Raw genomic sequence first — 23516 nt, forward strand, 5'->3', positions numbered from 1 at the left:
ACCCGCGACCCCCGGCGTGACAGGCCGGTATTCTAACCAACTGAACTACCACTCCAGCTTTTACTTACAAGTTTTACGAAAATGGCGGAGTGGACGGGACTCGAACCCGCGACCCCCGGCGTGACAGGCCGGTATTCTAACCAACTGAACTACCACTCCATATTTTCGTTGCTGTTTAGGTCTCCCTGACAGCGGCGTGAATAATACGAACCAACCCCTGTTTCGTCAAGGGCTTTTTTGTTTTTTTATAGGTTTTTTAGTCATCTGTCATCGAAAGGTTTAAAATTTCACCTGTTCTATCATTTTTTGAGCCATTTTTAGCAACTTGATTTTTTTCTGAGTCGCTAACGTCATCTTCACTGGCTTTCTTTTTCTTTAAAAAAGATAGTCTCACGTTAAATTTAATTGGTTTTTTCTGCACAAATATACGAATTAACAACCAACCAAGTAATAAAATAAGCGTATTGCAGCCTACAATTAAACTAATAATTATAGATGTAGCCATTCTTTCTTTAACAGGTTTACCCGTTGTCAATTTATCTGGTGCAATAATCGTAGTAGGAGCGACTTCTGATGCAGGAATTAATGGCCGTTCTACTTCAAACTTATAAGCAGGTGGAGTCGCCATAAACTCTCGATCATTTACATTAGTGCCAAAAATAGATAGTTCTACACTATACCTACCCCACTTATAGTTTTTAATCGATAGCTGACGCGAGTCACTTGCTATTGCATCTATAGTAAACATTTGTTCTTCATTATTGGGATAATAAATTCTACCCTGAATAATCGCAGTTTCTGGCTTAACAATGCTTGAATCTATGGTTATTGTAAGTAGATGATCATTGCTTTTTTCATCAGACAATTTAATGTCATAACTTAAAGGGGGGTTATGCACAATGATAGGGTTTTGTACTACTTGTCGCTGTAATAGCGGTGTTTTTATATAGAGCTCAGGTATCCATTCACCTGCTGAAAAAGTTAATTTCAACTCACCAGTGAACACACCATCTCTAGGACGTTCATCTAAACCATAGCCATTATCTTGAAAAACGGCGACTTCTTCTCGACCTGCCCCAAAATTAGCAAACGCATCATTATTTGTACTTACGAAATTTAGGTTTAAGCTAACAACATCATTGAAAAAATTAGCGTCAATAGCTTCACCATCATTTAATATCCTCCCCGTAACTTTAACAGTTTCACCCTGAAATAATAATGGCGGTAATTCGTCTATTTTAAGCTCTATATCACCCAATGCCACAATTCTACTATTAGGCAATATTCTACCGATGGCTTGCCAAGGACCTGGCATTGGATTATTGATAGTCACAATATCGTAGCTAAGCTCATCATACCATTCAATATCACGATTTCTGGCTGCATCACTTACCGAATATTTTCTTCCATCAGGCCTAACTAAAACAACCGCTGCTGAACCTGGTTTTCTAAAAAACAACAACGTAATTTTATCTATATTGCTATCTATTCGAAAACGATTATTTAATAGTGGGATTTCATTTTTTTCACCATCACGTTTAAGCATCTCAACTTGCTGTACAGCTATTACTTTATTTGGTAAGAGGCAGTTCAAACATATTACGGTTACAAAAAATATCGCTTTCATTAAATAGCCTTATTCAGCGCGCCATAAACATTGGCCGCCTTCTTTATTTACAAGATCTAATCGTGCTTCATGTGCGCTTTGCTCTGCTTCGCTTGCACGTATTACTAATAACGGAGCTCTATTACTGCTTAAACGCTTTATATCACCCTTTTGTTGCTCACCACCATCATCTTTATTTTGATTCAAATTTAACTTCGTCTGCCCACCCGTCATAGCAAGGTAAACATCGGCTAAAATCTCAGAATCCAGTAGCGCGCCGTGAAGCGTTCGCTTTGTGTTATCTACATCGTAACGACGACATAACGCATCAAGATTGTTCTTTTGACCTGGATGCAAGTCACGCGCCATTTTGAGCGTGTCGAGAACTTGACAAAAAGTCTCTGTTTTAGCATAGCCTTGATTAAGTAGTGCAAATTCGTTATCCATGTGACCAATATCGAACGGCGCATTATGAATAACCAGTTCAGCCCCTTTAATATAGTCGAAAAACTCTTGGGCAATTTGATGAAATAACGGTTTATCACGTAAAAATTCGTTAGTGATACCGTGAACGTCGATTGCTTCTTCTTCGCTTGCTCGTTGTGGGTTTATATAAACGTGAAAGTTATTGCCTGTTAAACGGCGATTTACTAACTCCACACACCCAATTTCTATAATACGGTGCCCTTGTTTAGGGTCGATGCCGGTTGTTTCTGTATCTAAAACTATTTGTCTACGTGCCATATCGAATTTAGCCTGATTCTGGTATCTTTCTATAATCACTTTATTGTACATAAGATCAAGGTAAAACAGTGCAAAAAACCGTAGAGATTTACACCGATGGCTCATGTTTAGGTAATCCAGGCCCCGGCGGTTATGGTATTTTTATGATTTATAACGGCCACGAAAAAGAAATGAGCCAAGGTTATAAACTCACAACGAATAACCGAATGGAAATGCTCGCGGCTATTGTAGCCCTAGAATCACTCACTCGAGAATGCGAAGTAAATCTAACAACCGATAGCCAATATGTTAAGCAAGGCATTGAATCATGGATCACTAACTGGAAAAAACGTGGCTGGTTAACATCAGCTAAAAAGCCGGTTAAAAACGTCGATTTATGGAAACGCTTGGATAAAGCCTGTAGCGAGCACAATGTAACTTGGAAATGGGTTAAAGGGCATAGCGGTAATAAATACAACGAAATAGTTGACGATTTAGCCCGCGATGCCGCTGGCAGTAAAGATTTACTAGAAGATGTAGGCTATCAGCCTTAATTTATTCTAAACTACTCACTTTTTTGGTCGCACGTATTGTAATGCTGCTTTGACGTTTGTCTAAGCCCTGCCTCTTTTACTGGTGCAAACTGAGGTCTTGCATGCCACTTAGGTTTTATTGGCGTAAGTGGCGCAACTCTTTTTCGTGCCACCAGCATATACACACTACCCATCGGTTTTAAATACTGTTTTGCAAAAGTACGCCAAAACTCAAACCTTGATAACCTATTACCTCTTGCCAGTGATGAATAAATAAAACGTTCGTCACTTACAATTTCAAAACCTAATAAATTTAGCCAATCTTTAACCCTCGCAGGGGTAAAAAAGCGTCCCGTCCATGGTAATTTTTGACCACTAAAGGGCAACATTTGTGCAAGTCCACACAAACTAAATGGATTAAAACCAGTCACTAGTATATAACCGCCCGGAATAAGCGTGCGATGCGCTTCTCGTAAAATGTGATGCGGGTCTGAATGATACTCTAAGCAGTGGCTTAGTATGCAAGCATCAATACTATGCTCGTAAAATGGCAATTCATCTATGTCAGCGACTACGCCGGTGTAAGGCCCAGGCTCTGCAACACACACTTGGTGTTTAATCGTACTTATACTTGTGTTTAATTCGCCACTTAAATTACCCAACTTAAGCATATGATAGCCAAACATACGCGGTAGCCATTGCTCCATTTTACGTTCAATATCTGTGCGTAAATAATCCCCATGAGGAAACTGCTGCCACGACAGTGGTTTGGGTCCTTCTTGAAAACTAAGGGCTGGTTTCATTTTTTGAGCTCGTTATACTATGTGATAAGTGTCACTTTATAGAGCAATTTACCATGGTGCAAGTCAAAGCAATTAAAGCCTTTTCTGATAATTACATTTGGTGTTTAACTACCGATAACAGTAACCAAGCATGGGTCGTCGATCCAGGCCAAGCGGATCCCGTATTAACGTACTTAGCTGAGCACAAACTAACGCTTGGTGGCATTTTAATTACGCATCATCACTACGACCACACTGATGGCGTAGCTGAATTAGTTGACGCCTACCCTGATATATCGGTTTATGGCCCCGCGAATAGTCCATTTAAAGGCGTCACTCATGCACTCTCTGATGGACAAAGCATCAGTGTACTTAATATTAACTTTACTATTTTAGCAACTCCCGGGCACACGCTTGATCATATTTGTTACACAAATGATGAACTTGCTTTTACAGGCGATACATTATTTAGTGGCGGATGTGGGCGTTTATTCGAAGGCACGTCAGAGCAAATGTGGAAATCTTTTAATAAATTAAGAGAGCTGCCTGCAAGCTGCAGTGTGTATTGCACGCACGAATACACGCAAGCTAATCTTGCCTTTGCTATGGCTGTAGAACCACGTAACCCAGAACTCCTTGCTTACAGTAAAAAAGTAGATGAATTACGCAGTAATAACCAAATCTCATTACCTACTTCTATTGGACAAGAGCTAAAAATAAATCCATTTATGCGTAGCGATTTGCCAACCATCACAGAGTTAGTGCCGGAGAAATTTATCTCGGTTACAAAAAACAATGAACCTTGGGGAAACTTTGCTAGTCTGAGACAGCTCAAAGACAATTTTTAATGCATAAACTAGTACTTTAAATTTATTTTATTAGAATCATCAACTTAAAATATTGTGATGATTCTATTCCTGCGTTTTTAAAAGTCATTAAGTGGCAATGTTAACTCATAACAGGTAGTATTCGCCGAGTTTTTTACCCGATGTATTGGTATTTATGAATAAATCTCCCTTATTAGTAACCTTGGCGTTAGCGCTAAGTGGTTGTCAAACACTGACAACATTAGAGTCAGACTCTCAAGTTGCCACACAAGCAGACCAACAACTCGAAAGTGCAAGTCCTAACGACATTAACAATGCATTAATGGTAAACGCACAATATCAGCAAGTTGACCCTGATGAGCAAGAAGCTCCCGTGTTTGATGATGTATGGGAGCGAATTCGCTACCAACTTTCTATCGAAATACCGCAAAACCGCCCTGTTGTTACTGAACGTAATTATTACGCCCGCCACCAAGCCTATTTAGATCGTATTTCTAAACGTGCAGAACCTTACTTACACTTTATTGTTGAAGAAGTAGAAAAACGCGAAATGCCAATCGAAATTGCACTACTGCCTATCGTAGAAAGCGCATTTGACCCATTTGGATACTCTAATCGCAGTGCATCGGGCATTTGGCAGTTTATGCCTGCAACCGGTGAGCGATTCGATTTAAAACAAAACTGGTGGTACGACGGTCGCCGCGACATAGTGCAGTCGACTCGCGCAGCACTTGATTACTTATCGTATTTACATAAAACACTTGAAGGCGATTGGTTAAATGCGATTGCTGCTTATAATTCAGGTGAAGGGCGTTTAATGCGCGCGATTAAAAAGAATCGTAAAAAGCATTTACCTACCGATTTTTGGTCTCTTGACTTGCCAAGAGAAACAACAGCTTACGTACCAAAATTATTAGCACTTGCCGATTTATTAAAACGCTCAGATGACTTTAACGTTATATGGCAACCAGTAATTAATGCACAAGTGGTTGAAGTGGTTGATGTTGGCTCTCAGATAGACTTAGCGCTTGCTGCTGATATGGCCGATATGACACTTACTGAGTTATACAGATTAAACCCAGGTTTTAATCGCTGGGCAACTGATCCTAATGGCCCTCATTCTTTATTACTGCCTGTTGATAAAGCAGAGCAATTTAACCAAAAGCTCGCTCTTACAGATGTAAAAGATCGCCTTAGATGGCAACAATACACTGTAGCACGCGGTGATAGTTTATCTGTAATTGCAAAAAAGTTCACAACCAGCATCAGCGCAATCAGATCGCTTAACAAGTTAAAGTCAAATACAATCCGAGTCGGTCAAGAGTTACTAGTCCCCCTTACTGATGGCGCAATAAACAGCGAGCATTTACCAAAGCAGATGCGTTTAGCTGCTAATAAAGCGACTCGCACAAAGCTTTCACACACAGTTAAAAGTGGCGACACTTTATGGGACATTAGCCGCGAATATGATGTAACCATGGACGAGTTGGCTAAATGGAATAAGCTAAAGAAAAACTCTGTATTGCGCCTAAATCAAAAACTAACTGTGTATAAGTCAGCTAATAAGCCACAAGCAGCACCAAGCACCAACCGAACTATTACATACAAAGTACGCCGAGGTGACTCACTTGCACGTATTGCGTCTAAGTTTAATCTAAGTGTTAACGAGATTATTAAGTGGAATAATTTAGCCGGTCAAAAATACTTACAACCTGGTCAAAAACTAAAACTTCGAGTTGATATAAGAAGCAGCTAAGTAATCTGTTTCCTAGATGGTAAGCCTCTTAACTAAAACTCTAGTTAACCAGAGATTTTATATTTGTTGTGCCCGCTTATTTATATAAGCGGGCTTATAAATCTAAAATAGCTATAACAGAGCTTTCAGTTTATTAAACGTCTACTCTCTAACTATATAAATTTTGTGGTACTTTAGTAACATTTAAGTGAACTGTAATTTCTTCACGGTCATGATACAGATGCTTGGCTTGTAGTTCGTAGCTTATACCATATTTAGCAAGCTCTTCTTTTATCATCGTCAGACATTCATAAACACTATCAAAACGCTTTTTCATAGGTAGCTTCAAGTTAAATATAAGCTCCTTTGCATACGCGTTTACTGCCCAGTCAATCATTAAATTAGTCACCTTGGTTGGCTTTTCTACCATATCACACACTAACCAATCAATATTCCTTTTCTCAGGACGGTATTTAAAACCATCAGCCTTAAAGTGTTTAACTTGCCCTGTTTCCATCAAAGTTTCATTCATTGGACCATTATCAATTGCACTTACAAACATACCTCGGCGCACTAACTGATATGTCCACCCACCAGGGCATGCACCTAAATCAACACTACGCATACCAGCAGCAACTCGAGACTCCCGTTGCTGTTCAGGAATGAAAACATTAAAGGCTTCATCAAGCTTAAGTGTCGAACGACTAGGTCCATCACTTGGCATACGAAGGCGTAAAATCCCCATAAAAAATGGAGAGTTGTTAAAGCTGTATGAGTAACCAACATAAGCTGTATTGTTTGTTAAAAACATCACATGCATTACTGGACGGTTTGCTTTTGGTTCACGCAGGACTGTATTTTGTTTTTCGAGCGTTTTTTTAAGCGGCGTTGAGATTTTCTTACAGAATGTTAAAAGCTCTTTGCCTTCGTTTGTGTCTGGCGTTTCAACGCGCAGCTCTGAGCACAATGTAAAATCTTTAGCTGCTTCAGCTACTGCGCTTACACGGTCTTCTACTGGCATGCTTTCAAGTAATGTTCCGGCAAACCACTGACGTGCGAATACCATGTTTTTAAAATCAACTTTTTTGATTATTTCATCGCTGTGATGTGCTTCAAAACACTCATAAACAACATAACCGGTATTTGGTTTTGCTTTTACATACCCTGCAAAACCCTGCTCTGCAGCATGAAACGTTATTTCAGCAGCGGCATCGTTTTCAAAACCACTACGACAATAAATCACAACACTAGACATATTAACCCTTAAACTCTTTAAAACTTAAATCGTGCAACTTGCACTAAAATAACAATCCAACCAATAATAAAGCACAAGCCACCAAGCGGTGTAATAGGTCCAAGCCACTTCATCCCCGTTAGAGCGAGTAAATATAAACTACCACTAAAAAGCAGTGTTCCCGCTATAAAAAAGCCACCAGCCCAACTCAGGTTTATGCCCCACTTAATTAAAATGGCAACCGCAATAAGTGCAAGCCCATGCACCATTTGATACTCAGCAGCCGTTTTAAAAACATCTATTGAATACTCCGATAAATGGCTTTTTAAACCATGGGCAGCAAATGCACCTAACATAACTGAGAGCATACAAAAAATATTACCGGTCATTAAAAATAACTTAATCATCTAATCCCCTAATCGAGTCTTAACACATCTAAACTTGTTGTTTAATAAATTCAACGGCACTTAGCGCTGCTGTTTCTCTATTTTGCAGTTCAGTTACGCCACTTTTTTTACGTGGTTTTAATGAGTGATCGCCATCAGTCAGCCATGTGAATAGGGGCTGTTTTGGCATTTCCATAGTAAGAAGTTCTTCACGAGTCCCGAATGTATCTCGCTCACCCTGCAATACTAAAAAAGGGCAAACAATATCAGCAAAATGATCGGTGCGTAACTTTTCTGGCTTACCCGGCGGATGAAATGGGTAACCAAATGCAATAACGCCTGAAAGGCTCTGCTCTGTGCTGCATGCAAGCATTGAAGCCATCCTGCCTCCCATCGATTTACCACCTATAAACAGAGGCAAGCTTGGCTGCGCTTGTGTTAAAATTTGCTCATAATAAGTCAGCAATTTCGGCGCACGTTCAGGCGGTCTACGTTTATTAGTTTGTTTAGCGATTTGCATATATTCAAAATCAAATAAACCCACATCAACACCCTGCTCGCTTATTAATTTTGCCATATGTTGCATAAAGTCAGAATCGCTACCAGCACCTGCGCCATGCGCAAATATAAATTGTGCGATTGCTGGTTGCACCGAACTTTTAAACCACTCAATCATTATTAATACTCTTGCTCTTGCTCTACTAAACTTAGCATCCACTCTTTAAATGATACTATTTTACCAAGCTCTGTTTGCGACTCACGAAGTACTAGATAATAAGCATTTTTACTTTCAAGACTATGACTAAACGGAATAACTAAACGACCTGCGTCTATATCGGGTTTAGCTAATACACTATTACCAATTGCCACACCTTGGCCATGCACAGCGGCTTGCAAAACCATAGATGAATGACTAAAAATTGGTCCTTGATTTACTTGAATATTACGCACACCCGCAGTTTTCATCCACGTCTTCCAGTTTTTACGTGTAGTGTCGTGAAGTAAAGTGTGGTTTGCTAAATCACTAGGTTGATCCAGCGGTTTCGGTCCACTCAATAGCATTGGGCTACAAAGAGGCACTAAATATTCAGTATGAAGTTTATATGCCTGCACACCACTCCAATGACCTCGACCATAATAAATCGCGATATCAACATCATCAGTCAATGAGTTTTCATCTTGATCTTGTGCTTTTATTCGTACATCTATTTCTGGATGTAACTCATTAAATAAGCTCAAACGTGGTACCAACCACTGAATGGCAAAACTAGGGGTTAAACTTACTGTTAGAGAGCCCTTTGCCCCTCGAGCTAATAGCTTCTCTGTTGCATCAATAAGCTGAGTAAAAATCTCTTTAATATCTAAAAAATACCCCTGGCCTTCCTCTGTTAACAACAGGGAACGGTTTTTACGTAAAAACAATTTTAAACCTAAATGTTCTTCAAGTGTTTTTATTTGATGACTTACAGCCGCCTGCGTTACATAAAGCTCTTCAGCCGCTTTTGTAAAACTTAAATGGCGCGCCGCGGCTTCAAAGGCTTTTAGTGCGTTTAATGGAGGTACTCGTCTTGACATGCTAACCAAGCTTAGAATTAGTTTTTCTTATGCGGTGAATTATATACCTATGCTAAGAAAGAGTATATTTATGGTGTAAAAAAAGCGACCTAAGCCGCTTTTTAAACATTGTACTTAATTATTAAGCTTTTAATTATAATTCGTTTGCACTTGTATCAAGTGGCGCAAAACTCTTAATTAAATCATCTACTGCTTTCATTTGTGTTAAGTAGCCTTCTAACTTACTAAGCGCTAACGCACATGGGCCATCACACATTGCTTCATTAGGATTAGGATGCGCTTCAATAAATAAACCTGCAATACCCAATGCCATACCGCTACGTGCCAACTCTGCAGCTTGTGCTCGACGGCCATCAGCAGAATCAGTACGGCCACCTGGGCGTTGAAGCGCATGTGTTGCATCAAAAATAACAGGTGCCATTGCTTTCATATCATCCATACCTAGCATATCAACCACTAAGTTATTATAACCAAAGCTTGAGCCTCGCTCACAAAGTGCCACGTTGTTATTGCCAGCTTCATTAAATTTAGTAATGATATGACGCATTTCGTGTGGGGCTAAAAACTGTGGTTTTTTCACATTAATAATTGCACCGGTTTTAGCCATTGCTACCACTAAGTCGGTTTGACGTGCTAAAAAAGCAGGTAATTGAATTACATCAACCACTTCAGCAACAGGCGCAGCTTGGTGCGGCTCGTGTACATCAGTGATTAATGGGATATTAAAGGTATTTTTAATCTCTTCAAATATTTTTAAGCCCTCTTCCATACCAGGTCCACGGTAAGAATTAATTGAAGAGCGGTTTGCTTTATCAAACGACGCTTTAAATACATAAGGGATGTTTAACTTTGTGGTTACTTCAACATAATACTCTGCAACACGCATTGCTAAATCACGAGACTCTAAAACGTTAATACCACCAAACAGTACAAATGGTTTGTCATTTGCCAGTTCAATTTCATTAATATTAATAACTTGGTTGTTCATTTAAATTCCTTAAGGTGCAACTGCTTGCATCATTAATCCACAAATATAAGCCATGTAAGTACCTACGCCATAGCCCAGAACTGCTAACAAAACCCCTACTGGTGCTAGAGATGGATGAAATGCAGAAGCAACAACAGGTGCAGATGCGGCTCCGCCTACATTAGCCTGAGAACCTACAGCCATATAAAATAGCGGTGCTTTAATTAATTTAGCCACAATAAGCATTAAGCTTGCATGGGTTAGCATCCATATACCACCAATTAAAAATAACCCTGGATTACTGAATATGGCGGTTACGTTCATGTGTAAACCTATTGAGGCAACTAAAATATATAAAAAACTTGAAGCCACTTTTGATGCACCAAAAGCTTCAATTTGTCTGACTTTAGTAAACGACAAACTAATCCCAATCGTGGTTGAAATAACAATTAACCAAAAGAACTTACTGTTTAAACTGTACTCTTTAGCCCAGGCATAGTTATTAGCAAAAAACGGCCCTAAAAAGTCGGCGCAAAAATGAGCCAAACCAGTAATACCAAATGCAATGGCAATAATGGTCATGTAATCATTGAGAGTTGGCATACGCGCATGCTCTGCATGGTACTTTTCAACGCGGTTTTTTAGATCTTCAATCGCCGTGGTATCAGCACCTGTAGCGGCATCAATTTTTTTATGGTTAGCCGCCATTAACAATAAAACAGCCATCCAAATATTCGCAACTATTACATCAACAGTAACCATTACTGAAAAAATATCACCGCCGACTTCAAACATTTCTTTCATAGAAGCTTGATTTGCACCGCCACCAATCCAACTACCAGCAACAGTTGTCATACCGCGCCAAACGGCCTCGGGACCATGTCCTCCCACCAGATCAGGGTTAAATACGCTCACAACTAAAATAGAAAGAGGTCCCCCAATTACAATACCCAGCGTACCTACTAAAAACATAATGAGTGCTTTAGGGCCAAGATTAATAATCGCTTTTAAATCAATACTAATTGTAAGTAATATCAGGCACGCAGGGAGCAAATAGCGCGACGCTACGTAATAAACATTTGAGCTATGTCCATCAACAATACCAAAAGTATTTAATAATGATGGTAAAAAATAGCATAGTAATAATGCAGGTACATATTTATAAAATGTTTTTAGTTTTGGGTTTTCACTACTAGAGGTTTTAAATATAAACCCCAAAATTATAGCAAGTAAACCAAGTACGACAGCATCGTTGGTAATTAATGCAGTGTGGGTGTCAGCCATAGTAATTCCTATTCTTAATGGTGTGTTTTATTATTATCTTCGAGTTCTTCAATTTGGTGCTCAATAATTTCTATTGCAGGATCATCCGGGCACTCATCAACAAAAAATTGTAAATCATCACGTGCCATTTTAGGGCAATCGAGCTGATTTAATAAATAACCTCTATCGCGCCTCTCGTACGGATCATCGCCTAATAACTCCATTAACATTTCGACGCAGGTTAAAGCATGACCAAATTTACTTTCACTAATAAAAGACCATTTTTGCTGTGCTAAAAATAATTTGTAGACTTCATCATCAAAAATAAGCTCCAAAGGCTCTTGTTCTTGACCATCATCTTCGTCTGCATTTTCCGGAATAATATACCAGCTTTGCTGTCCACTGCTTGGGTCTATTAGGTAACCTTCTTCATCACTAATAGCTACATGAACCCCTACATCACCTTGAGCAATGCTCAGATTCGCATCAAGCTTTGCTTGCTGTAGAAAGTAACAAAGTAATATAGCCAGTGTCGTTGGTGAGCCACTGCGCATTAATAGTGTGTAACTTAATGTGTTTAATATGTACTCAGGTACTTCTAAGCTTGAAGCGCTAAACAGCCAATCACTATAAAATACATCTAATAATTTTTCTATACGCTCATGCTCATCATTAACCTTTAAACACATTGCTGCAATTTGCCGTTCAAAGTCCGTTAAAGCTTCATAACATGGCGTTAAGTTTACTTGAGGGTCCCACTTAGATTCTGCTTTTATGCAGCGATAAATCGCTAAAGGTATAAATTCATCATAAGCATCGTCTAGATAAGATTCATCGTGTTCATCAAACCCGAGGGTGGTCATTAGTACTACAACATTTTAGAAAACGAAGGCGTAGTTTACCTAAATTTAAAAATATATACCAATATAGGGATAAGGGTGTATTTTAATATTTTCTGAGAGAGGATGCTATTTGAACTTTACAAAACAACTATAAAGCTCAAATAGTCAGGTATTACTTAAAGCAAAAAAGTAGATTTAGACGTCGCTAAATAACCTATCGCTAAAACAATAGCGGTATTAATTAAAACGTAAGCAACTTTAGCCGTCATTTTAGTTTGTCTGGCGCTTTTAGCTCCAATACCAATATATATAATAACTAAAAATATTTTTTCTAATAGCCAATATTGTTCAAACGGATTAATTTTAGCCATAAATATAAGCGTAATAGCAGACACTAATAACAAAGTATCTATACTGTGGCTACCTATCATTATCGCTTTATTTTTTGCCAATTTACCACTATTCATTCGCGAAAAAGCGCGAACATAAAATAAAATCACACTCAATAATGCAATAGCCATGTGCGAGTGTTTTACTACTAGATAATCCATATGCCTCTATACTTCTGTTTTATAAAAGTCTAACCAAAAAACGATTAAGAACCGTTTCTACTTATTAATGAGTTTTACTATGTTGTCGCATCTCACATTGGAGCTGAACGTTTTCAAATGCAAGCTGTACATTTTGTGAGAAAATTTTAATTAAATGTCGCTGTATATCAGTTAAATCTTTTGGGATCCCTGATATAAATAGTATTGAGTTATGATTATATTTGCTGCTGCAATACGCAAATAAGTAATTATCTTTGTAAATAATACTTTTTTCATTAAGTGCCTCATGGCATGCACCCAAGTGTTCAATTTGTAGTACGTTTTCAAGCTCTTTACCTTCACTTTGTTCAAAATCACCAGTACCAGAACAAACGATTAATTTTTTATTATTTCCACTTTCTGGGTTTTGTGCAACTAAAGTGCTTGCATATACAGCTTGATCAGCAACGCCAAGTAAAGATGTTAACTGCTGCATAACACCTTCAATAAAATGTTCTATTGAATGCGCAGAAAAAATATCACGAGACGCTATAATTATTTTCTCAAGCCCTTCGCGTGATTGCTCAATCGAAATAATATCCCGATACGAGCGCAGGCTCGACATAATAACAGTAAATAGCTTTTGAGCCGTTAGCTCTGTTTTAGATTTATAATCGTTAATATCATAATTGATAATTACTTGTCGTTCTGGAGCTTGGCCTGGCTGACCTGTTCTTAAAATAATTCGTATATGATTATTTTTAGCCTCTTCTCGAATAAATTTGGCAACTTGCAAACCAGCATCATCAGTTTCCATTACTACATCCAGTAATATAATTGCCGCATCCGGGTTAGCTCTTACCAACTCTTTAGCTTCAGCCCCCGAATAAGCACTAACAAACTCTAAACGTTTATCTTGAAACTCAAAATCACTTAGTGCTAATTTAGTGACAGCATGTACTTCAGGCTCATCATCAACGATTAATACTTTCCAAGTGCCCTGCTCAATGTCGTTAGTTGGCACTTCTAGTTCATCTGAAAATAAAAAGTCATCCATCATAATAGGAATTCCTTTATGGCATCATTTAACGCACGAGTAGGCAATTATTATTCTTTAGGGCCACTGTGCAAGCGTTACACGGTCATTGTTACCAAAATCTTTCACTGTTTTAATATCTATAAACGCCATTTGTTTAAACAAATGGCGAACAGCTTCAGCTTGTTCAAAACCATGTTCTATTAAAAGATAGCCACTAGATAGCAAATAGTCACGTGAATGTGAAATTATTTGTTTAATATCAGACATTCCTGCGTCATCAGCCACTAATGCAGATAACGGCTCAAACCTAACATCACCTTGATTAAGGTGTATATCATCTTGCTCAATATAAGGAGGGTTAGTGACAATTAAATTAAACTTCTCACCTTGCAAAGCACTAAACCAATTACTTTGCTTAACCTCAACATTATTTATGCCAAGGCGCTGCTGATTTTTATTAGCAAGTGCAACCGCGTCAGTAACTTTATCTACCGCTACTATTCGCCAATTCGGCATTTCACTGCCTAATGCAAGTGCTATTGCACCTGTTCCCGTGCCTAAATCAAGCACTTTTGCCTTATCGGGCATAACCATGTTTAATGCGCATTCAACCAAGGTTTCAGTATCAGGTCGAGGAATTAGCGTTGTTGCATTAACTTCAAGCGACAAGCTCCAAAATTCACGCAGCCCAGTTATATGTGCTACAGGCTCACCTTTTAAACGTCTTTGAATAAATACATTAAATTGCGAATGCTGATCATCACTAAGCTCATGCTCTGGCCAAGTAAAAAGGTAGCTGCGGGGTTTTTGAAGTATATGAAGAAGTAAAACTTGTGCATCTAATTTGGCGCTTTCGCTGCTAGATGCTAATAAATCGGCACCAGCAGCGACTGCTTGTTCAAGAGTGAGGGCCACTATTAATCGTCGCCCATTGCAGCCAATAAGTCAGCCTGATGCTCTTGCATTAACGGATCTACAATTGCACCTAAATCTCCCGCTACTACTTCATTTAAGCGATACAGCGTTAAATTAATACGGTGATCGGTAATACGACCTTGCGGGTAATTGTAAGTACGGATACGCTCAGAACGGTCACCGCTACCTACTAAGTTACGACGCTCAGAAGCCTCTGCAGCATGGCGTTTTTCGTCTTCAGCTTGTTGCAAACGCGCAGAAAGAACTGACATCGCCTTCGCGCGGTTTTTATGTTGCGAACGCTCATCCTGACACTCAACCACAACGCCTGTTGGTAAATGCGTAATACGGATTGCTGAGTCAGTTTTATTTACGTGCTGACCACCAGCGCCCGACGCTCTAAAAGTATCTACTTTTATATCGGCGGTATTAATTTCTATCGCTTCCGCTTCTGGTACTTCAGCCATTACTGCTACAGTACATGCAGAAGTATGCACGCGCCCTTGCGATTCGGTCTCTGGTACACGTTGAACACGGTGTACGCCCGATTCAAACTTAAGCTTACCGTAAACGCCTTCACCACTAATATTCGCGATTACTTCTTTATAACCGCCGTGTTCACCTTCGTTAGTAGTAACTACTTCAAGTTTCCATTTTTGCGTTTCAGCAAAACGGCTGTACATTCTAAATAAGTCACCCGCAAATATAGCCGCTTCATCGCCGCCAGTACCTGCACGTACTTCTAAAAATACATTGTTATTATCTTTAGGATCTTTGGGTAGCATTAATACCTGAAGTTCGTCTTCTAGTGTTAAAATTTGCGCTTTAGCTTCTTTATATTCTTCTTGCGCCATTTCACGCATATCAGGGTCTGAATCTTTCAGCATTTCTTCAGCGCTAGCTAAATCATCTTGTGTACCCTTGAATGATAAAAACGTCTTAACGATTTCTTCAAGCTCCGAATACTCTTTAGATAGCGCACGAAAACGGTTTTGATCACTAATGACCGACGGGTCGCTTAGTAGTGCTTGTACTTCTTCGTAACGCTCTACCAAGGTTTCTAATTTATTGTAAACTGACTCTTTCATTTAACGGTTATTCCTGATCAATACCTAACATTTTTTTCAACTGGTTTAACTGCGCCACTTCACCTTTTTTCGCCGCGTCTTGTATAGCACGGGTAGGTGCGTGCATTAAGCGGTTGGTTAATTTATTGGCGAGCTCTAATATAATTTTTTCTGCATCTTTACCTGTATTTAGCTGACTAACAGCACGCTCTACAAGTTCTGATTTAATTATGTGTACGTCATTTCGATAATGGCGAATTAAATCCACCGAATCGAGTGAGCGAATCCACATAGCAAATTCTTTTGTGCGCTCTGTAATAATGACTTGTGCTTGTTCAGCTGCTTGCTCTCGTGCAGCCATATTCTCGCTTACAATGGTTTGTAAGTCATCAACCGAATACAAATAAGCGGCATCGAGTTCACCTACTTGGCTTTCTATATCACGTGGAACAGCAATATCTATAAATAGCATCGGTTTATGGCGTCGTTGCTTCAATGCTTGTTCAACCACCCCTTTACCAATGATAGGTAAAGTACTAGCCGTAGAACTAATAACAATATCTGCCTTATGCAACCGCTCTGGTAATTGCGCTAAAGCAACCACATCTGCCGATACTTCATCGGCTAAGCCACGAGCCCGCTCGATGGTTCTGTTTGCCACCGTAATGTTTTGCGGCTCATTTTGATATAAATGCTTAGCAACTAGTTCTATTGTTTCGCCGGCACCTATTAATAAGACATTCGTTTTATCAAGCTTGCCATAAATATGCTTTGCTAAATTAACTGCAGCAAATGCAACTGATACAGCACTAGCGCCAATGTTTGTCTCGGTTCTGACTTCTTTTGCGACCGAAAATGTCTTTTGAAATAATCGATCGAATGTTACACCGATTGCATCATGTGTTTTAGCACTAAAGAACGATTGTTTAATTTGTCCTAAAATTTGCGGTTCACCCAACACTAACGAATCTAAGCCACACGCAACTCGCATTAGATGATTTATGGCGTCATTACCCTCATAGCAATAAGTATTCTTACTCAGTTCATGTTCATCTAAACCATGGAAACTGGCAAGCCAAGCTAACAGTGTTTGGGAATTTTGCTGAGCAAGGCTACAATAGATTTCTGTTCGATTGCATGTAGATACAATTACTGCCTCATTAAAGTCAGCATGACCGCTTAATTGTTGCAACGCCTCTGAAATTTGTTCAGGCGAAAATGCCACTTTTTCACGTAATTCTACGGAAGCGGTTTTGTGATTTATACCAAGTGCTATTATGGTCATATTTGCCAAATATTGCTGAGCCCTACTTTAAAGAGAGCAATTTTACCAAAAATCAGCGGAATATGGAAAGTAAGGAACAACATTTGATTAGACAATATTTATTTTTATTTATATTTTTCTTATTTTTAGGTGGCTGTGTAAGTAAAATTGACACAAATACAACACTTTATGATGATTGGAAACCACGTTTAGCTGCAAAAAAAACTTGGCAGGTCAAGGGCAAGCTTGCATTTATTAGTCCTGACGAACGCCAATCTGCCAACTTAAACTGGCAGCAAACAACAAATACTAACAATTTAATATTAACGACGTTTATTGGAACGCGTATTTTGTCGCTTAAACAAACAGCAAATGGTGCTGAATTAGAGTTTGATGGTGAACAGTACTTTGACACTAACGCTGCAGAGCTTTTGAAACGATTAACGGGTTTTACACTACCTGTTGATAATGCCGACAATTGGCTCAAAGGCACTATTAACGATGAAAGTTTGGTTGTTGATGAATTAGGTCGTGCAAAGCAAGTTCTCTGGTTTGATAAAGCAGGTAAAAAATGGCAGATAACTTACGGCACTTATATACAAAACGCAGGATACTGGTTACCTACTAAACTGACGTTAAAGCATCAACAAATAAAGATTAAAATTCAACTCTACGATTGGCAGTTTAAATAAGTATGAATAACAAAACCTCTTTTTCACTTATTGCTCCGGCAAAACTCAATTTATTTTTACATATTAATGCTCGCCGAGAAGATGGCTATCATGAACTTGAAACCTTATTTACTTTTTTAAATTTTGGTGATGAGCTGTATTTTGAGTTAACGACAGATGGGAATATTTCTGTCGATGGTGATACTAAAGACATCCCTCTAAATGATAATCTCATCTATAGAGCGGCTTTATTATTACAAACACACTGTAAAACCTCTTTGGGTGTAAAAATAAATTTAATTAAACGCTTGCCGATGGGGGGCGGTGTTGGAGGAGGTTCATCCGACGCAGCAAGTACTTTATTAGCACTAAATAAGTTATGGAAGTTGGCCCTAAATTTAGAAACACTAGCTCAATTAGGGCTCAAGTTAGGGGCAGATGTTCCAGTGTTCATACAAGGTCAAAGCGCCATAGCACACGGTATTGGTGAAAAACTACACCACGTAAAACTTGAACAAAAATGGTACTGCGTTGTACACCCAAATCAGCATGTAAGTACCGCAAAAATATTTACACATCCGGATTTAAAACGCGACACACCAAAGATAATTGGCGACTGGAAACACCATACTTTGAGCAATGATTGTGAGCCTTTAGTTAAAAAGCTTTGCCCCGAGGTTGAAAAAACCCTCCAGTGGTTGCTAAAATACGCACCGTCGAAGATGACCGGAACAGGTTCATGTTGTTTTGTCGAATTTGCTAGTCAAGTTCAAGCACAAGATGTACTTGAAAACCTCCCCCATACTTGGCAGGGTTTTGTGGCTTCAAGCACAAATATCTCACCTGCTCATACGGAGTTAACCGCCATATTCGATCAATGAAGTAACGTACAAGTAATCATAAGTTAACCCGCAGTGATATTTATTATTGCCCGTTAGTCCAAATATTCAGTGCCTGAGGAACCCTACCGTGCCTGACATGAAGCTCTTCGCTGGTAACGCAACACCTGAGTTAGCTCAAAAAGTTGCAAAACGTTTATATATTGAATTAGGCGATGCTGTTGTTGGCCGTTTTAGCGACGGTGAGATCAGTGTTCAAATAAATGAAAATGTTCGTGGCTCGGACGTTTTTATCTTGCAATCAACCTGTGCCCCTACAAACGATAACCTGATGGAGCTTATCGTTATGGTTGATGCTCTACGTCGTGCATCTGCAGGTCGTATTACTGCCGTCATTCCTTATTTTGGTTATGCACGTCAAGACCGTCGTGTACGCTCTGCTCGTGTACCAATCACTGCTAAAGTTGTTGCAGATTTCCTATCAAGTGTTGGTGTTGACCGTGTTCTTACGGTTGATTTACACGCAGAGCAAATCCAAGGTTTCTTTGATGTACCGGTAGATAATGTATTTGGTAGCCCTGTATTACTAGAAGATATGGAAGAACGCGATTTTGAAGACGTTGTTGTTGTCTCTCCAGATATCGGTGGTGTAGTACGTGCTCGTGCAATTGCGAAACTGCTAAATGATACTGATTTGGCAATCATTGATAAACGTCGTCCTCAAGCAAACGTTTCTCAAGTAATGCATATTATTGGTGATGTTGAAGGTCGTGATTGTATTATCGTAGACGATATGATTGATACTGGTGGTACGTTATGTAAAGCCGCTGAAGCCCTTAAAGAACATGGTGCTAAACGAGTGTTTGCATACGCAACACACCCTATTCTTTCAGGAAAAGCAGCTGATAACTTACGGGATTCAATGATTGACGAAGTGATTGTGACTGACTCAATTCCATTATCTGATGAGCTTAAAGCCCTTGATAAGATTAAGGTTCTAACGCTTGCTGATATGTTAGCAGAGACTATTCGTCGTATCAGTAACGAGGAGTCTATCTCAGCGATGTTTGAACACTAAAACTCAGCATTCCTGACTATAAAAGCGCCTTTTGGCGCTTTTTTTGCAGGCGATGTTTATTTTGTTTTAGTGTGGTGGTATGATAGCGCGCCTTTTGGCTAGGGATCTTGGTCGCAAAGACCCTAAACTTTTAAATAATTGGAGACATCATGTCTAACACAACTTATACATATGACGCTGAACTTCGCGTAAAAACTGGTACTGGTGCGAGCCGCCGCCTACGTCGCGAAGACAAAGTTCCTGCAATCCTTTACGGAGCTAACAAAGAAGCTTTATCACTTACTTTTGCTCATAAAGATATGATCAAAGCACAAGAAGATGAAGGTTTCTACACTCATATTCTTACACTTAATGTAGGCGGCGAGAAAGTTGAAGCTATCTTAAAAGATATTCAACGTCACCCATTCAAACCGAAGCTTACTCACCTTGATTTCCAACGTGTAGACGCAACTCATAAACTTACAACTAAAGTTCCTCTTCACTTTATTGGTGAAGATATTGTAACTAAAGCTGGCGCAACTGTAGTACACCAGTTAACTGAAGTTGAAATTTCTTGTCTTCCAAAAGCACTTCCAGAATTCATTGAAGTAGATGTTTCTAAGTTTGTTGTTGGTGATTCAGTTCATATTTCTAACCTTGTTTTTCCAAAAGGTGTTAGCTCAGTAGACCTAGCTAAAGGCGAAGGCCATGATCAGTCTATCCTGACTATCAAAGCAAACAAGTCTGCGCCAGTTGAAGACGACGCTGCAGACGCTGCTGAATAATATTTAAGGTTCGCACCTTGAATTCTATTCAAATGCTTGTGGGCCTGGCTAATCCAGGCCCCGAATACGCAAACACACGCCACAATGCAGGTGCTTGGTTCATTGAGCAACTCGCTGCACGCTATAACTGCACCCTAAAGCACGATCCTAAATATCACGGCCTTACAGGCAAAGTGATTATCCAAGGCCAAGAATTCAAATTATTGATCCCCACTACTTACATGAATTTAAGTGGTAAAGCGGTCGGTAGTTTAGCTAATTTTTTCAAAATCCCCGTGGAAAACATTTTAGTAGCTCACGACGAATTGGATTTAGACCCAGGCGTTGCCAAATTAAAAAAAGGCGGCGGACACGGCGGTCATAATGGTTTAAAAGACATTATTGCTAAAATGGCAAATCAAAAAGACTTTATGCGTTTACGCATAGGTGTAGGTCATCCGGGGCATCGTGAAATGGTTACTGGTTGGGTGCTTGGAAAAGCAGCCAAAGAAGACCAAGAAAAAATGGATGCCGCTGTTGATGAAGCAGTTCGCTGTATGGAAATACTTGCAAAAGACGGTGTGTTAAAAGCACAAAACAGACTACATTCTTTTAAACCATAATCGTTTAAACGAATCTTAACAAGGTATCTTACTATGGGTTTTAAATGTGGCATCGTTGGCTTGCCTAACGTTGGTAAATCGACGCTTTTCAATGCACTAACTAAAGCGGGTATTGAAGCCGCTAACTTTCCTTTTTGTACCATTGAGCCTAATACAGGTGTGGTACCTGTGCCAGATCCTCGTCTAGACGAGCTTGCTAAAATAGTAAACCCGCAACGCATTCTTACTACAAGTATGGAATTTGTGGATATTGCTGGCTTAGTAAAAGGTGCATCTAAAGGTGAAGGCTTAGGTAACCAGTTTTTAGCAAACATTCGTGAAACGGATGCAATTGGCCATGTAGTACGCTGTTTTGAAGATGAAAACGTAATACACGTTGCAGGTACTATTGACCCTGCTGACGATATTGACGTAATTAATACTGAGCTTGTACTTGCTGATATGGATAGTGCTGAAAAAGCAATTTTCCGTAATGCTAAAAAAGCAAAAGGCGGCGATAAAGACGCAAAAGAGCAAAATGCTGCGCTTGAAAAAGTAAAAGTACACTTAGATGAAGGCTTAACGCTTCGCTCTTTAGAACTAACTAAAGAAGAAAAAGCGGCAATTAGTTCTATTAACTTTTTAACTATCAAGCCAACAATGTACATTGCAAACGTCGCTGAAGATGGTTTTGAGAACAACCCACTACTTGATCGCGTTCGCGCTATCGCTGAATCAGAGGGAGCTGTTGTTGTTCCTGTGTGTGCAGCAATCGAATCTGAGCTATCTGAGCTTGATGACGAAGATAAACTCGAGTTTATGGCTGATCTTGGCTTAGAAGAGCCAGGTCTTAACCTTGTTATTCGTGGTGGCTATGAATTACTTCAGTTACAAACTTACTTTACAGCTGGCGTAAAAGAAGTACGTGCTTGGACAATTCCTGTTGGTGCTACAGCGCCACAAGCAGCGGGTAAAATCCATACAGACTTTGAGCGTGGCTTTATCCGTGCACAAACTATCGCTTATGAAGACTTTATTGGCTTTAAAGGTGAAAGCGGTGCAAAAGAAGCGGGCAAAATGCGTCAAGAAGGTAAAGAATACATCGTTAAAGATGGCGATGTTATGAACTTCTTATTCAACGTTTAATCAAATGATTGGAAATTCAAAAAAGGCTCGTGTTTACGAGCTTTTTTTGTATCATTTACTATATCCTCGCTACCAAAATTTCTCTTTAGCTATAATCTTCCCCTGCGCTTATATAATCCTTTGCAAAAGCACTCAGCAGTACATATAACCAAGCTAAATATTATTTAAAGTTCCTTTGTCTAGGTTAATACCCACCTTTTTAAAATAAAATAGCACTTTAGCTATTAAATTACGTATCGAGATATCAAATTAATGCTAAAATTTATGACGAGCACGATAATTTTTCGCATAATCAAACAACTTTAAACAGTGTGTTTTTACTCTTATACTTTATCGCCATGATTTGCATTTGAATTACAGTCAAAAAATCATCATTTTTATTAAAATTTAGCCGCTTAGCTTAATTTTCCTGCAAACAGACACTGATAAGTGTTTTTTTGCAAAAAAGGTGTTGACGGATTTGGGTCATATCAGCATAATACGCCCCGCACTCAGCGATGAAGTGCTAACAAAAAAGATGGCTAAGTAGCTCAGCTGGTTAGAGCACATCACTCATAATGATGGGGTCACAGGTTCAAATCCCGTCTTAGCCACCATTTATTTTTGTTGCTCAATGAAGAGTTTAAAATAACTACCTCAGTTTTGATTTATCAAAATTTGAAATGCGGGAGTGGCGGAATTGGTAGACGCGCTGGATTTAGGTTCCAGTAACTTAGGTTGTGAGAGTTCAAGTCTCTCCTTCCGCACCATGTTCTTGATAAGAACTAAAATTATCAATTGTTATTGTTGGGATATCGCCAAGCGGTAAGGCACCAGGTTTTGATCCTGGCATTCCCAGGTTCAAATCCTGGTATCCCAGCCAACAATGGCTAAGTAGCTCAGCTGGTTAGAGCACATCACTCATAATGATGGGGTCACAGGTTCAAATCCCGTCTTAGCCACCATTTCTTTGATTAATTCAAAGTGATAATGCGGGAGTGGCGGAATTGGTAGACGCGCTGGATTTAGGTTCCAGTAACTTAGGTTGTGAGAGTTCAAGTCTCTCCTTCCGCACCATGTTCTTGATAAGAACTAAAACTATCAATTAATTCTTTGTTGGGATATCGCCAAGCGGTAAGGCACCAGGTTTTGATCCTGGCATTCCCAGGT

At 39.3% G+C, this 23516-nt stretch carries 23 protein-coding genes, 6 tRNA genes and 1 pseudogene; 14 read left to right on the top strand and 16 right to left on the bottom strand.

Annotation, left to right across the window (positions count from 1 at the left end; all coding sequences use genetic code 11):
• Positions 1-82: 82 nt before the first annotated feature.
• From V6260_RS17870 to dnaQ, 3 genes are all read right to left on the bottom strand, one after another.
• Positions 83-159 (bottom strand) — tRNA-Asp (locus V6260_RS17870).
• A gap of 97 nt (positions 160-256) precedes the next feature.
• The gene (locus V6260_RS17875; RefSeq protein WP_341595476.1) at positions 257-1627 is read right to left on the bottom strand and encodes a TIGR03503 family protein; all 1371 of its coding nucleotides are present in this window, start codon (positions 1625-1627) and stop codon (positions 257-259) included.
• 9 nt (positions 1628-1636) lie between these two features.
• The gene (gene dnaQ, locus V6260_RS17880) at positions 1637-2350 is read right to left on the bottom strand and encodes a DNA polymerase III subunit epsilon (protein ID WP_341595477.1); all 714 of its coding nucleotides are present in this window, start codon (positions 2348-2350) and stop codon (positions 1637-1639) included.
• 68 nt (positions 2351-2418) lie between these two features.
• Here dnaQ and rnhA point away from each other — a divergent pair, with 68 nt between their 5' ends.
• Positions 2419-2883 carry a ribonuclease HI gene (gene rnhA, locus V6260_RS17885; RefSeq protein ID WP_024606536.1) on the top strand — a complete coding sequence of 155 codons (465 nt, stop codon included), beginning with the start codon at positions 2419-2421 and terminating at the stop codon, positions 2881-2883.
• Positions 2884-2894: 11 nt separating this feature from the next.
• Here the strand turns inward: rnhA and V6260_RS17890 are convergent, their stop codons facing one another.
• Entirely contained in the window at positions 2895-3665 is a 771-nt protein-coding gene (locus V6260_RS17890) for a methyltransferase domain-containing protein (protein WP_341595478.1), read from the bottom strand.
• 53 nt (positions 3666-3718) lie between these two features.
• Here V6260_RS17890 and gloB point away from each other — a divergent pair, with 53 nt between their 5' ends.
• Both gloB and V6260_RS17900 read left to right on the top strand, forming a co-directional pair.
• Positions 3719-4492, top strand: coding sequence for a hydroxyacylglutathione hydrolase (gloB, locus tag V6260_RS17895; protein ID WP_341595479.1), 774 nt, complete (start codon positions 3719-3721; stop codon positions 4490-4492).
• 154 nt (positions 4493-4646) lie between these two features.
• Positions 4647-6227 carry a LysM peptidoglycan-binding domain-containing protein gene (locus V6260_RS17900; protein ID WP_341595480.1) on the top strand — a complete coding sequence of 527 codons (1581 nt, stop codon included), beginning with the start codon at positions 4647-4649 and terminating at the stop codon, positions 6225-6227.
• Between the two features lie 148 nt (positions 6228-6375).
• On the opposite strand, the gene rlmM is transcribed toward V6260_RS17900, so the two are convergent.
• The 12 genes and pseudogenes from rlmM to hemA all read right to left on the bottom strand — a co-directional run bounded on the left by rlmM (position 6376) and on the right by hemA (position 17309).
• Positions 6376-7461 carry a 23S rRNA (cytidine(2498)-2'-O)-methyltransferase RlmM gene (gene rlmM / locus V6260_RS17905; protein WP_341595481.1) on the bottom strand — a complete coding sequence of 362 codons (1086 nt, stop codon included), beginning with the start codon at positions 7459-7461 and terminating at the stop codon, positions 6376-6378.
• A 17-nt stretch (positions 7462-7478) separates the two neighbouring features.
• On the bottom strand, positions 7479-7847 hold the full coding sequence (locus tag V6260_RS17910) for a DUF423 domain-containing protein (RefSeq protein ID WP_341595482.1): 369 nt from the start codon (positions 7845-7847) through the stop codon (positions 7479-7481).
• A gap of 28 nt (positions 7848-7875) precedes the next feature.
• A complete protein-coding gene (locus V6260_RS17915; protein WP_341595483.1) occupies positions 7876-8502 on the bottom strand; it encodes an alpha/beta family hydrolase in 627 nt (208 codons plus the stop codon).
• A 2-nt stretch (positions 8503-8504) separates the two neighbouring features.
• The gene (locus tag V6260_RS17920) at positions 8505-9401 is read right to left on the bottom strand and encodes a transcriptional regulator GcvA (RefSeq protein ID WP_341595484.1); all 897 of its coding nucleotides are present in this window, start codon (positions 9399-9401) and stop codon (positions 8505-8507) included.
• 133 nt (positions 9402-9534) lie between these two features.
• Positions 9535-10389, bottom strand: coding sequence for a 3-deoxy-8-phosphooctulonate synthase (gene kdsA, locus V6260_RS17925; protein ID WP_341595485.1), 855 nt, complete (start codon positions 10387-10389; stop codon positions 9535-9537).
• Between the two features lie 9 nt (positions 10390-10398).
• Complete coding sequence (locus V6260_RS17930) at positions 10399-11652, bottom strand: DUF819 domain-containing protein (RefSeq protein WP_341595486.1); 1254 nt, start codon at positions 11650-11652, stop codon at positions 10399-10401.
• Positions 11653-11666: 14 nt separating this feature from the next.
• Positions 11667-12494, bottom strand: a complete 828-nt coding sequence (locus V6260_RS17935; RefSeq protein WP_341595487.1) for a tetratricopeptide repeat protein — start codon at positions 12492-12494, stop codon at positions 11667-11669.
• A 155-nt stretch (positions 12495-12649) separates the two neighbouring features.
• Positions 12650-13024 carry a SirB2 family protein gene (locus V6260_RS17940; RefSeq protein ID WP_341595488.1) on the bottom strand — a complete coding sequence of 125 codons (375 nt, stop codon included), beginning with the start codon at positions 13022-13024 and terminating at the stop codon, positions 12650-12652.
• A gap of 88 nt (positions 13025-13112) precedes the next feature.
• Positions 13113-14063, bottom strand: a pseudogene (locus tag V6260_RS17945) (DUF3369 domain-containing protein); the annotation flags it as partial.
• 54 nt (positions 14064-14117) lie between these two features.
• Positions 14118-14957, bottom strand: coding sequence for a peptide chain release factor N(5)-glutamine methyltransferase (gene prmC, locus V6260_RS17950; protein ID WP_341595489.1), 840 nt, complete (start codon positions 14955-14957; stop codon positions 14118-14120).
• A 2-nt stretch (positions 14958-14959) separates the two neighbouring features.
• Positions 14960-16045 carry a peptide chain release factor 1 gene (prfA, locus tag V6260_RS17955; protein ID WP_210999942.1) on the bottom strand — a complete coding sequence of 362 codons (1086 nt, stop codon included), beginning with the start codon at positions 16043-16045 and terminating at the stop codon, positions 14960-14962.
• A gap of 7 nt (positions 16046-16052) precedes the next feature.
• Entirely contained in the window at positions 16053-17309 is a 1257-nt protein-coding gene (gene hemA, locus V6260_RS17960; RefSeq protein ID WP_341595490.1) for a glutamyl-tRNA reductase, read from the bottom strand.
• 83 nt (positions 17310-17392) lie between these two features.
• Here hemA and lolB point away from each other — a divergent pair, with 83 nt between their 5' ends.
• The 11 genes from lolB to V6260_RS18015 all read left to right on the top strand — a co-directional run bounded on the left by lolB (position 17393) and on the right by V6260_RS18015 (position 23423).
• Entirely contained in the window at positions 17393-17980 is a 588-nt protein-coding gene (gene lolB, locus V6260_RS17965; protein ID WP_341595491.1) for a lipoprotein insertase outer membrane protein LolB, read from the top strand.
• Between the two features lie 2 nt (positions 17981-17982).
• Positions 17983-18840: a 4-(cytidine 5'-diphospho)-2-C-methyl-D-erythritol kinase gene (ispE, locus tag V6260_RS17970; protein WP_341595492.1), complete on the top strand. Its 858-nt coding sequence runs from the start codon at positions 17983-17985 to the stop codon at positions 18838-18840.
• A gap of 88 nt (positions 18841-18928) precedes the next feature.
• Positions 18929-19876, top strand: coding sequence for a ribose-phosphate pyrophosphokinase (locus V6260_RS17975; protein ID WP_341595493.1), 948 nt, complete (start codon positions 18929-18931; stop codon positions 19874-19876).
• 149 nt (positions 19877-20025) lie between these two features.
• Positions 20026-20640, top strand: coding sequence for a 50S ribosomal protein L25/general stress protein Ctc (locus V6260_RS17980; RefSeq protein WP_341595494.1), 615 nt, complete (start codon positions 20026-20028; stop codon positions 20638-20640).
• 17 nt (positions 20641-20657) lie between these two features.
• A complete protein-coding gene (pth, locus tag V6260_RS17985) occupies positions 20658-21242 on the top strand; it encodes an aminoacyl-tRNA hydrolase (RefSeq protein WP_058547453.1) in 585 nt (194 codons plus the stop codon).
• Positions 21243-21275: 33 nt separating this feature from the next.
• Entirely contained in the window at positions 21276-22367 is a 1092-nt protein-coding gene (gene ychF / locus V6260_RS17990; RefSeq protein ID WP_058547452.1) for a redox-regulated ATPase YchF, read from the top strand.
• A gap of 519 nt (positions 22368-22886) precedes the next feature.
• Positions 22887-22963, top strand: a tRNA-Met gene (locus V6260_RS17995).
• A gap of 68 nt (positions 22964-23031) precedes the next feature.
• Positions 23032-23116: transfer RNA gene (locus V6260_RS18000), tRNA-Leu, on the top strand.
• A 38-nt stretch (positions 23117-23154) separates the two neighbouring features.
• Positions 23155-23229 (top strand) — tRNA-Gln (locus V6260_RS18005).
• A gap of 5 nt (positions 23230-23234) precedes the next feature.
• Positions 23235-23311, top strand: a tRNA-Met gene (locus V6260_RS18010).
• Between the two features lie 27 nt (positions 23312-23338).
• Positions 23339-23423: transfer RNA gene (locus tag V6260_RS18015), tRNA-Leu, on the top strand.
• Positions 23424-23516 lie beyond the last annotated feature (93 nt).

It is taken from the genome of Pseudoalteromonas aliena (assembly GCF_038155085.1).
GTDB lineage: Bacteria > Pseudomonadota > Gammaproteobacteria > Enterobacterales > Alteromonadaceae > Pseudoalteromonas > Pseudoalteromonas aliena_A.